9 protein-coding genes, 2 rRNA genes and 2 pseudogenes are annotated in these 10,881 nt (G+C 65.2%); 4 read left to right on the top strand and 9 right to left on the bottom strand.

From position 1 onward, the window contains the following. The 4 genes and pseudogenes from GNX96_RS29820 to GNX96_RS29805 all read right to left on the bottom strand — a co-directional run. Positions 1-154: ribosomal RNA gene (locus tag GNX96_RS29820) — 23S ribosomal RNA — on the bottom strand; the annotation flags it as partial. Positions 155-511: 357 nt separating this feature from the next. Next, positions 512-2,027, bottom strand: a 16S ribosomal RNA gene (locus GNX96_RS29815). Positions 2,028-2,671: 644 nt separating this feature from the next. Further along, a pseudogene (tyrS, locus tag GNX96_RS29810) lies at positions 2,672-3,950 on the bottom strand (tyrosine--tRNA ligase). Between the two features lie 33 nt (positions 3,951-3,983). Further along, positions 3,984-4,574 (bottom strand): TetR/AcrR family transcriptional regulator, encoded by a 591-nt coding sequence (locus tag GNX96_RS29805; protein WP_279581831.1) that lies wholly within the window; start codon positions 4,572-4,574, stop codon positions 3,984-3,986. 87 nt (positions 4,575-4,661) lie between these two features. Here GNX96_RS29805 and GNX96_RS56180 point away from each other — a divergent pair, with 87 nt between their 5' ends. From GNX96_RS56180 to GNX96_RS29795, 3 genes and pseudogenes are all read left to right on the top strand, one after another. After that, complete coding sequence (locus GNX96_RS56180; RefSeq protein ID WP_279581830.1) at positions 4,662-5,063, top strand: FAD-dependent monooxygenase; 402 nt, start codon at positions 4,662-4,664, stop codon at positions 5,061-5,063. Further along, a complete protein-coding gene (locus GNX96_RS29800) occupies positions 5,006-5,863 on the top strand; it encodes an FAD-dependent monooxygenase (RefSeq protein ID WP_279581829.1) in 858 nt (285 codons plus the stop codon). The genes GNX96_RS56180 and GNX96_RS29800 overlap by 58 nt, the downstream gene beginning before the upstream one ends. 91 nt (positions 5,864-5,954) lie before the next feature. After that, positions 5,955-7,188, top strand: a pseudogene (locus tag GNX96_RS29795) (NAD(P)/FAD-dependent oxidoreductase). A gap of 84 nt (positions 7,189-7,272) precedes the next feature. Here GNX96_RS29795 and GNX96_RS29790 read toward each other — a convergent pair. The 4 genes from GNX96_RS29790 to GNX96_RS29775 are packed head-to-tail and all read right to left on the bottom strand — an operon-like array spanning position 7,273 to position 8,923. Continuing rightward, positions 7,273-7,875, bottom strand: coding sequence for an aminotransferase class I/II-fold pyridoxal phosphate-dependent enzyme (locus GNX96_RS29790; RefSeq protein ID WP_163571276.1), 603 nt, complete (start codon positions 7,873-7,875; stop codon positions 7,273-7,275). After that, positions 7,815-8,306 (bottom strand): aminotransferase class I/II-fold pyridoxal phosphate-dependent enzyme, encoded by a 492-nt coding sequence (locus GNX96_RS29785; RefSeq protein ID WP_163571274.1) that lies wholly within the window; start codon positions 8,304-8,306, stop codon positions 7,815-7,817. Before GNX96_RS29785 ends, GNX96_RS29790 begins: the two co-directional genes overlap by 61 nt. Next, positions 8,303-8,707 carry a GntR family transcriptional regulator gene (locus tag GNX96_RS29780; protein WP_163571272.1) on the bottom strand — a complete coding sequence of 135 codons (405 nt, stop codon included), beginning with the start codon at positions 8,705-8,707 and terminating at the stop codon, positions 8,303-8,305. Before GNX96_RS29780 ends, GNX96_RS29785 begins: the two co-directional genes overlap by 4 nt. Before the next feature lie 54 nt (positions 8,708-8,761). Next, on the bottom strand, positions 8,762-8,923 hold the full coding sequence (locus GNX96_RS29775) for a hypothetical protein (RefSeq protein ID WP_279581828.1): 162 nt from the start codon (positions 8,921-8,923) through the stop codon (positions 8,762-8,764). A gap of 90 nt (positions 8,924-9,013) precedes the next feature. Between GNX96_RS29775 and GNX96_RS29770 the strand changes: the two genes are divergently transcribed. Next, the gene (locus GNX96_RS29770; RefSeq protein ID WP_279581827.1) at positions 9,014-9,259 is read left to right on the top strand and encodes a GNAT family N-acetyltransferase; all 246 of its coding nucleotides are present in this window, start codon (positions 9,014-9,016) and stop codon (positions 9,257-9,259) included. A gap of 2 nt (positions 9,260-9,261) precedes the next feature. Here GNX96_RS29770 and GNX96_RS29765 read toward each other — a convergent pair whose 3' ends face one another. Beyond that, positions 9,262-10,431: an MFS transporter gene (locus tag GNX96_RS29765; protein WP_163571266.1), complete on the bottom strand. Its 1,170-nt coding sequence runs from the start codon at positions 10,429-10,431 to the stop codon at positions 9,262-9,264. Between the last annotated feature and the right edge of the window lie 450 nt (positions 10,432-10,881).

Here is a 10,881-nt window from a genome sequence, read left to right as displayed (position 1 = left end):
GGGTGACTGAACATAACTCCAGCCGGGTTTCCCCATTCGGACATCCTCGGATCAAAGCTAGGTTGGGAACTCCCCGAGGCTTATCGCACCCTCCAACGTCCTTCATCGGCTCCTGGTGCCAAGGCATCCACCGTGTGCCCTTAATAACTTGGCCACAAAAATTCAAAGATGCTCTACGTCCACTATACAGTTCTCAAGGTACGCCCGAATCCCCACCATGCTCACCGCATGCATAATCGCCGGCCTTGACCGGCGATCGTGCTGTTCGGTGTGGAAGTGACCCTTAAGAGCAAAACAACCGTTGCCGGTTGTTCCCTCAGGACCCAACAGCGTGTTGAAGAACCGCTCCGCCGTTTCGGTGACTGTTCCACACCCTTCCGAGGAAGAGCACTAGGAAACCGTCCGATACGAACCGGTTGCGTTGTCAGCGTTCCACCCATGAGCACCACCCGGACATGAACATTCCGGAGTGGCTACCTGGACAACCCGAAGGTTGCCGGTTGCTCCTTAGAAAGGAGGTGATCCAGCCGCACCTTCCGGTACGGCTACCTTGTTACGACTTAGTCCTAATCGCCGATCCCACCTTCGACAGCTCCCTCCCTTGCGGGTTGAGCCACTGGCTTCGGGTGTTACCGACTTTCATGACTTGACGGGCGGTGTGTACAAGGCCCGGGAACGTATTCACCGCAGCGTTGCTGATCTGCGATTACTAGCGACTCCGACTTCATGGGGTCGAGTTGCAGACCCCAATCCGAACTGAGACCGGCTTTTTGAGATTCGCTCCACCTTGCGGTTTCGCAGCCCTTTGTACCGGCCATTGTAGCATGCGTGCAGCCCAAGACATAAGGGGCATGATGACTTGACGTCGTCCCCACCTTCCTCCGAGTTGACCCCGGCAGTCTCCTATGAGTCCCCGGCATTACCCGCTGGCAACATAGAACGAGGGTTGCGCTCGTTGCGGGACTTAACCCAACATCTCACGACACGAGCTGACGACAGCCATGCACCACCTGTGAACCGCCCTTGCGGACCCCGTATCTCTACGAGTTTTCGGCCCATGTCAAGCCTTGGTAAGGTTCTTCGCGTTGCGTCGAATTAAGCCGCATGCTCCGCCGCTTGTGCGGGCCCCCGTCAATTCCTTTGAGTTTTAGCCTTGCGGCCGTACTCCCCAGGCGGGGCGCTTAATGCGTTAGCTGCGGCACGGATCCCGTGGAAGGGAACCCACACCTAGCGCCCAACGTTTACGGCGTGGACTACCAGGGTATCTAATCCTGTTCGCTCCCCACGCTTTCGCTCCTCAGCGTCAGTTACGGCCCAGAGACCCGCCTTCGCCACCGGTGTTCCTCCTGATATCTGCGCATTTCACCGCTACACCAGGAATTCCAGTCTCCCCTACCGCACTCTAGCCAGCCCGTATCGACTGCAGACCCGGGGTTGAGCCCCGGGATTTCACAATCGACGTGACAAGCCGCCTACGAGCTCTTTACGCCCAATAATTCCGGACAACGCTTGCACCCTACGTATTACCGCGGCTGCTGGCACGTAGTTAGCCGGTGCTTCTTCTGCAGGTACCGTCACTTGCGCTTCGTCCCTGCTGAAAGAGGTTTACGACCCGAAGGCCTTCATCCCTCACGCGGCGTCGCTGCGTCAGGCTTTCGCCCATTGCGCAATATTCCCCACTGCTGCCTCCCGTAGGAGTCTGGGCCGTGTCTCAGTCCCAGTGTGGCCGGTCGCCCTCTCAGGCCGGCTACCCGTCGTCGCCTTGGTGGGCCACTACCCCACCAACAAGCTGATAGGCCGCGGGCCCATCCCCAACCGAAAAACTTTCCACCACCAAGGATGCCCAAGGAGGTCATATCCGGTATTAGACCTAGTTTCCCAGGCTTATCCCAGAGTTGGGGGCAGGTTGCCCACGTGTTACTCACCCGTTCGCCGCTCGAGTACCCCGAAGGGCCTTTCCGCTCGACTTGCATGTGTTAAGCACGCCGCCAGCGTTCGTCCTGAGCCAGGATCAAACTCTCCATTGATGTATATATGAATTCCCCACCGAGGCAGGTGCATCGACATAACAGAGCGACAAGAACCGGCGAAGGCCCCTGTCGATGAAACCTGGCATTCAAACAAGCTGACACTTGTTTTCATACCAAAGGAATCCGACCTGGACTGGACAACAAGACCCTGATGGTCTTGCCATCACACCCCAAGTGCGGGATATAATTGGCACTGACAATCCAACACGCTGTTGAGTTCTCAAAGAACAACCGCCACCGCGTCCGGCCTCTCAGCCATGTTCGGGGCAACTTCTCCAGCCTAGTCTGTCGTTCTCGCCTTGTCAACTTCGTTCCGTTTCCGGAACTTGAAGTTCATCTCGGCTTCGCCTGACTGGCTTGTTCCAAACCCTAGCGGACTGGATTTTCACCGTCTCACCGGGGGTCTGAGTGCTTCTGGCCGGCCAACCCGCTGCTCGTCATCAAGACCAAGCACCTTGGTTTCTGTCCGGTATCCCGTCAGCGACCACGAAGTTACGGCGTCGTGGACGGCCGCGTCAAATCGGTTAACGGTGCCGCCCGTCACGGTCTCGATCCGGCGACATCGCTTGACGCCGGCACGTACGGCATGCGAGGTGTTGATCTTGTCCGGGCGTCTCCGGACAAGATCAACATCGCGGACGTCAGCGTTTGACGCGTACGCCGGCGACCGACTTGCGGCCGCGCCGCACCACCAGCCAGCCGCCAAAAAGCAGCGAGTCCGACGCCGGCGGCTGGTCAGCGTCAGCGGCTCTTACGTTGTTCACGTAAGCACCACCTTCGTCGACGGTCCGCCGCGCATCCGACAAGCTCTTGCACAGACCGGTGTCCCGCAGCAGCTCAGCGAGGGGGTCGGCACCGGATCGGCGACCTCCACCAGCCCGGCCTCGGTGAGCGCGGCGGCCAGCGTCGACTCATCCAGGTCGGCCAACTCGCCGCGACCGAACAGCGCCTGGCTGGCCGTGAGCACCTGACCGCACGCCGACTCCCCGTGTACGAGAGTTGTCAGCTCCTCCGCCAACGCCCGTTGCGCTTCGCGAGCACCTGGCCGAGTCGCGACCGCCTCGGCGAGCGCCTCGATCTCGGCTCGCGGCCGGGCCGACAGCAACTTCAGGTACTCCACGACTTTGCTGTCGTCGGAGTTGAAGAACACCTGGTAGAACGCGTACGGACTGGTGAGGTCCGGATCCAGCCAGACCGTCCCGGTCTCGGTCTTGCCAAACTTCGTGCCGTCCGCCTTCACCAGCAACGGCGTCGCAAGCGCATGCACCCCGACCCCCTCGACCCGGTGGATCAGGTCGATGCCGGCGGTCAGGTTGCCCCACTGGTCGGAGCCGCCGGTCTGCAGCGTGCAGCCGTGCCGCCGGTAAAGCTCCAGGAAATCCATCCCCTGCAGGATCTGGTAGCTGAACTCGGTGTAGCTGATGCCCGCCTCGGACTGCAGCCGGGCCGAGACCGCCTCCTTGGCCAGCATCTTGCTCACCCGGAAGTGCTTGCCGATGTCCCTGAGCAGCTCGATCGCCGACATCGGCGCGGTCCAGTCCAGGTTGTTCACCATCGTCGCGGGGTTGGGATCGTCGAAGTTCAAGTACGGCTGGATCTGCGCGCGGATCTTCGCCACCCAACTCGCCACCACTTCCGGCGGGTTCAGGCTGCGCTCGGAACTTGCCTTGGGGTCGCCAATCAGCCCGGTCGCGCCACCGACCAGCGCCAACGCGCGGTGCCCGGCGCGTTGGAAGCGGGCCGCGGTGATGATCTGCATGAGGTTGCCAAAGTGCAGGCTCGGCGCGGTCGGGTCGAAGCCGACGTAGAAGGTGATCGGGCCGGCGTCCATCGCGGCGCGAAGCGCGTCCAGTCGGTGGACTGCGCGATCAGGCCGCGCCAGGCCAGGTCATCGAGAATGTGCGGGTCGGTCGAAGTCACCCCGCGAGTATCCCGTACGACCGACCTCGGGTGTCACCGAGTTTGCGCACCCACCAGCCGCAACGCCGTCGCCAGGTCCTGCGCCGAAGGCGCCCGCTCCGGGTCGATCAGCCACTGGACGATCACGCCGCTCATCAGCGCCTGGTAGAAGGAGCCGAGGATTCTCGCGGTCTTCTCGTCGCCCGGATCGGTGCCGTGCAGGGTTTTGGCCCACCAGAAGCGGGTTTCGTCGATGCCGTCGGCGAATGCCTGCTTGGCCTCGGCCACCCGGTCCATCTGGCCGAAAATCTCCAGGCTGGCGGCGTAGACAGCGCGGTCCTCCTTGAAAGAGTTGAGCACGCCGGTCCACATCGCCTCGAACTTCTCCAGCGTCCCGGCGTCCGGGTTGTCCGGCGACAACGCGGCCGCGAGCTTGTCTCCGAAATCGCCCATCACCTCGATCAACGCCTGGTTGAGCAGCGCCTCGGTCGTCTTGTAGTGATAGCCGATCGCGGCGAGGCTCGTACCAGCCGCGGTGGCGATGTCCCGTGCGGTCGTACGCGCATAACCCTTCTCGTAGAGGCAGCGCTTCGCGCCTTCCAGCAGATCCTCGCGATTTCCCATGACCGCCAGCGTACCGAACATCCGAACAAACGTCTTGCACATTTGTACTAGACGTATGTCTTAGACGTATGTACGGTCCTTCTCAGCACACCGACGAAGGAGCTGAACATGAACGTTTTGATCTCGGGAGCGAGCATCGGCGGACCGGCGCTGGCCTACTGGCTCAACCGCTACGGCTACCAGGTGACCGTCGTCGAGCGGGCCTCCGAGCTGCGGCCTGGCGGCTACAAGGTCGATCTGCGTGGCGCGACCGTCGAGGTGGCCAGCCGGATGGGCATCATGGCCGACGTACGAGCGCACAGCACCGACATGCAGGACGAAACTTTCTCGACAAGAACAACAAACCGCTGGTCACCATGCCCGCCGACTTCTTCGCCGGGCGCACCGAGGGCGACGACGAGATCATGCGCGGCGACCTCAGTCGGATCCTTTACGACCGCACCAAGGACGACGTGGAATACCTGTTCGACGACTCGCTCACCGAGCTCGTCGATGGCGCGGACGGCGTGAAGGTGACCTTCGAGAAGGCTGGTACGCGCCACTTCGACCTGGTCGTGGGCGCCGACGGCCTGCACTCGAACGTACGCACGCTGGCCTTTGGCGACGAGTCGCGGTTCCTCCACGAGATGGGTTACTACGCCTGCATCTTCTCCACCCCGAACCACCTCGGGCTGGACCGGTCCGAGCGGCTCTACGTCGAGCCAGGCCGTACGACCAACGTCTACAGCACCAGCCAAATGACCGACGCGAAGGCGCTCTTCCTCTTCTCGTCACCAAAACTGTCGTACGACCACCGGGATGTCGCGGCTCAGAAGAAAATCGTCGCCGACGCCTTTGCCGCCGGCATCGGCTGGGAAGTGCCACGGCTACTGGAGTCGATGCGGACCGCTCCCGACTTCTATTTCGACAGCCTCAGCCAAATCCGGCTGGACAGCTGGTCCCGCGGCCGGGTCACCCTCGTTGGCGACGCCGGCTACGGACCGTCTTTGGCCTCCGGGCAGGGCACCGGGCTCGCGTTGATCGGCGCGTACGTGCTGGCCGGCGAGCTGGCCGCGGCCGGCGGCGATCACGTGGTCGGATTTGCCAACTACGAAAAGGAGATGCGCGCTTTCGTGGAACAGAACCAGAAACTCGGGCTGCAGACGGTGAAGCAGATGGTGGCGCCCTCCAAGGCCGCGATCCGCATGCAGACCCTGATGCTCCGGGTGATGCCCAAACTGCCCGGCAGCAAGGCGATCATGCGCAAAGTCACCCAGATCGTCCACGACGCCGCCAACGGGATCGCCCTCAAACCGTACGTCGGCGAGTGACCTGCGCTTGGCACCCCACTTGCCTCGGTAACTGAGAGAGGACCAGGATTCACCAATAAAACCAAAGACGGCAGACGAGAGGCAGACCGGGATGACAGCGCAGGGGTTCGTGATCGTCGGTGGCGGGCTGGCCGCGGCGAAAGCCGCCGAACAGGCCCGTAAGCAGGGCTTCGAGGGGCCGGTCGTGATCGTCGGCGACGAGACCCTGCGCCCGTACGAGCGACCGCCATTGTCCAAGGAAGTGCTGATCGGCAAGGCGAAACCGGACACCGTGTACGTACATCCGCAGGAGTGGTACGCCGAGCACAACATCGAGTTGCGGCTCGGTGTCGCGGTCAGCGCCATCGACCGGGAGAGCCACCAGGTGCGGCTGGCGGACGGTTCCGAGATCGGGTACGACAAGCTGCTGCTCGCCACCGGCGCCAGCCCGCGGCCGTTGCCGGTGCCCGGCGCGGACGCCAACGGTGTGCACTACCTGCGTCGGCTTTCCGATTCCGAGGCGCTGAAAAAAACGTCTTCTTCGCCGGCATCTCCCGGCTGGTGGTGATCGGCGCCGGCTGGATCGGCCTGGAGGCGACCGCGGCGGCCCGCAAGGCCGGAGTCGCGGTCACCGTGGTGGAAACCGCCGACCTGCCGTTGCTGCGCGTGCTCGGGCCGGAGGTCGCCCAGGTGTACGCCGATCTGCACCGCGCACATGAGGTCGATTTCCGTTTCCACGAACAGGTTTCCGAGATCACCACGGACGCCGACGGGGTGACCGGCGTGAAGCTCGCGGACGGCACCGAGCTGCCGGCCGACGCCGTCCTCATCGCTGTTGGCGCGGCCCCGAACACCCAGCTCGCCGAGCAGGCCGGGCTGACCGTGGACAACGGGATCGTGGTGGACGCGGCGCTGCGTACCAGCGACCCGGACATCTTCGCGGCCGGCGACGCCGCCAACGCTTTCCATCCCGTGCTGGGCAAACAGATTCGGGTCGAGCACTGGAACAACGCCCGTCGGCAGCCGGTCACGGCGATCCGTCGATGCTCGGGAACGAGTCCAGCTACCAGGACCTGCCGTACTTCTACACCGACCAGTACAACCTCGGGATGGAATATGTCGGCTACGCCGATCCCGACGGCTACGACCAGGTGGTGTTCCGCGGGGACGTGCCGGGCCTGGAGTTCATTGCCTTCTGGCTCAAGGAAAACCGGGTGCTGGCCGGCATGGCGGTGAACGTCTGGGATGTCGTCGACCCGATCAAGGCGCTCATCCTCGGCGGCCAGCAGGTCGACCCGGAGGCCCTCGCCGATCCCGACAAGCCGCTGGACCAGCTTGTCGCTTGACACCGAACGGCCGCCATGTGAACGCTGTTCACGTGACCCGTCGTACGCTCTCGCCGCCGGTCTGCTTTCTTTTCTCTGGACCCGTCAGATTTCGCCGAGGTAGGAGTGCCAGGCCTGCGCGAGACGGGGAATCGCATGGCGGAGCAGGTCCGGCGGATGGCCGTAGCAGAGCCGAATCCGGTCGGTGTGGGTGTTGTTCGGGGATGACTGCCAGCCGGGCATCACTGGCACGCCGTGTTGTCGGGCGGTGGTCGCGAAACCGGTGCCGTCACCGGCCGGCAGGCTGATCCACAGCAGGTAACCGCCGTCCGGGCGATGCCACTGCCACTGCGGCAACTGCTCGCGGAGCAGTTTTTCCGTACAGTCCAGGGATTCCAGCAGGGACTGCCGGCGGCGGGCGGTGGCCTGCGCCAAGCCGGCGACCAGCCGGACCGCGATTGTCTGCGACACCACCGAGGTGCCCAGGTCGACCGCCTTCTTGGCGGCCGCGATGGCGGCCAGCCGGGCGGCCGGCGCCCGGATCCAGCCGATCCGCAGGCCCGGCCAGGTCAGCTTGCTCAGTGATCCGACCGTCAGGATCGGTGCGTCCGGGGCAAAACTCGCCAACACCGGCGGCGGGTCACCGGTCAGCAGCAGACCGGCGAGGGTGGTGTCGTCCACTGTCGGAACATCGTTCGCGGCGGCCACCGCGCGATCTCGGCGCGCGTCGACGCCGCCGGCATCACCGACCCGGTCGGGCTGTGGCAAGTCGGGATCAGATAGCACAACCGCAGCCGATGCCGATGCAGCGCTTCCGCCAATGACCTGCCGTCGACTTCCGGTCCGGCGGCCAGTGGCACCGGCATCAGGCCGGCCGAGGAAAAGGCGTCCAGCGCTCCCGAATACGTCGGATTCTGTACGCCGGCGAGGCCGCCCGGCTCGGCGACCGCGGCGGCGATCAGGCTCAGCGCCTGCTGCGCGCCACCGGTGATCACGATCTGCTCAGCGCTGGTTGGCAGGCCGGCGTGCCGGTATTGCTCAGCGATCGCGTCCCGCAGCGCCGGCAGGCCAAGCGCAAGGTAACCGCGAGTGGCGGTCTCGGCGGCCAGGTCGCCGAGCCAGTCACCACCTGTGATCACTTCGACCGCGTACGGGTCGGCCGTCCCGATGCCGGACGCGAAGTCGCACAGCGCTGCCGGGTCGGCGGCGAGGCTTCGCGTACGAACGGTGGCCCCGGCCGGTCCATCGGCTTGGCCCGCACCTCCCCGGCGACCCAGGTTCCGGCGCCTTGCCGGCTGACGATCACGCCTTCTTCGCGCAGGGCACTGTAGGCGGAGACGACGCTCGTACGACTGATGGCCAATGCGCGCGCTAGCGCGCGCTCTGTGGGTAAGCGGCTCCCGGCCGGCAGCCGGCCGGTGCGGATCTGGGTGGCCAGCGACTGGGCCAGCCGCAAATACGCCGGGCCGCGGCCCTGGTGCCAGCCGGCCAGCAACAACACCGCCAGCTGCTCGGCGGAGCGGTCCACATTGGCTGTCATTGGCTCTGGTTCTCCTGCCGCTTTCTCGGTTTCCTGAGTGTATTGGTAGTCAATTCACAGACCAAAGGAACTCAGCGTGACCTTGCAGCAGACCGCGGCGATGATCCGGCCGGCGACCAGCGCGGACGCCGCCGCACTGGCCAGGATGGCGATCCTGATGTTCGAGTCGATGGGCCACGACATCAGCGACCCGACCGCGGACTGGATGCGCGGCATGTCCGACTGGTACGACCGAAAGCTCCGCACCGACTCCTTTGCCGCCTTCGTTGCACAGCAAGAAAACACCGTGGCCGGCGGCTGCTCGGTGTGGCTGTTGGACGGGCTCCCGCGTACCGGCAACCCGTCGGGCCTGCGCGCGTACGTCGGCGGGGGATGTACGTCTATCCCTCCGCCCGTGGCCAGGGCGTCGCCCGCCAGTTGCTGGCCGCGGTCCTGGACTGGTCCCGTACGAAGGGCATCGGGATCGCCGAGCTGCACGCCACGTCGATGGGCGCGCCACTCTATGAATCGGTCGGCTTCCAGCCCGCCACCAACTACCGCCTCCCGCTGTGAAGTCAGCGCGGTTCGGACAGCCGGAGGGTGACGGCGAACGCGAGGATCGGGAGCACAGCCAGCACGGCCACCGCGACCTGCAGATTTGTTGCGTCGGCCAGCTTGCCGAGCAGTGGTACGGCGAGGCCGCCGACGCTGACCGCGAGGCCGAGAGTGACGCCGCTCGCGGTGCCGATCCGGTTCGGCAGGTAGTCCTGGCCGAGCGTCACGTGCAATGAGAACGGGACATAAAGCGCGAGTGCGGTGATGGCGATAAAGACGTACAACAGCGGCCCGCTGGCCACCGCCATCCCGACCGCACCCGGAATGCTGAGTGCGTAACCGATCCGAACGGTCCGCATCCGCCCCCACCGGCCGGCGAGCCAACCACCAAGCAGCGTGCCGCACGCTCCGACGCCGTAGAACAACGTCAGCGCCGCGTCGCCCGCGGCTACCCCGACGCCCACTCGACGTTGCACGTAGAGCGCCAGAAAAGTGCCCAGACCGAAGGTCTGAATTGAGCGTACGACCAGCACGAACGTCAGCTTGCCGAAGTTCGGCCAGTCATCGGTCGCGGGCACCTCACGAGGGCCGCTGGTCGTGCCGGCCGACCCCAGTCGGCGGATCAGCACCGTACTGACCGCCGCGAAAACCAGCGCCGGCACCAGCAACGGCAGCGTGGCGGTCACACCGTACGTCTCCAACAAGGGTGCCACCAGCACCGGAGCCAGCGCGAAACCAACGTTGCCGCCGAGCGAGAACCAGCTCATCCCGGTGTGGCCGCCGCGGCTCGCGGCCCGGGCCAACCGTGCGGCGCCCGGGTGGTACGCGGCGACGCCCAGCCCGGAAAGCGCGATCGCCAGCCAGGTCACCCAGTAGTTCGCGCTCAGCCCGGACAGCCCGACGCCCAGCCCGGCGACGCTCATCCCGGCCGGCACCAGCCAGGACAGCGCCCACCGGTCAACCAGCACTCCGAAAACCGGCTGAATCACCGACGACAGCAGGGTCGCGGCCAACGTGATCCCGCTCGCCGCCGCATAACTCCAGTGATGCGCGGCCACGAAGAACGGGATCAGCGCCGGCACGGCCCCCTGATAGAGGTCGTCCACCGCATGCCCAACCGCCATCAGCGCCACCGCCGGCCGGTCCGCTTTCCCCCGATAGCGCGTCTGGGCCTGCGTTGCGATGGTCATGCTGTTCAGCCTTGCCCATCGAGCCGTTGCCGGTTAGCGCCAGTCAGCCCGCTAGTAGCGAAAAAATCGGACAAGTATATGGCCGCAGTGTTGTTGGCCGCAGTACCTGCGGCGGCGCGCATCCGGTTCGCATCGCCGGGGCACCCAAAACCCGGGCACCCCCACCGCCACGAACCCTGGGCGGCTGAGTTGTTGGCCGCAGTTCCTGCGGCGGCGCATCCGGTCCGCGTCGCCAGGGCGCCCAAAAACCGGGCACCCCACCGCCACGAACCTGGGCGGCCTCCGGCCGCCGCGCGGGCGGGGGGCAGTGTTGATGGCCGCAGTACCTGCGGTGGCGCATCCGGTTCGCATCGCCGGGGCGCCCCAAAACCGGGCACCCCACCGCCACGAACCTGGGCGGCCTCCGGCCGCCGCGCGGGCGGGGGCTGGGTTGAAGGCCAGTGTGGCTGG

The sequence above is a fragment of the Fodinicola feengrottensis genome (assembly GCF_010993775.1).
Taxonomy (GTDB): Bacteria; Actinomycetota; Actinomycetes; order Mycobacteriales; family HKI-0501; genus Fodinicola; species Fodinicola feengrottensis.
Note: the sequence above shows the minus strand (reverse complement) of the source record. Positions and strands in the feature narration are given on the sequence as shown.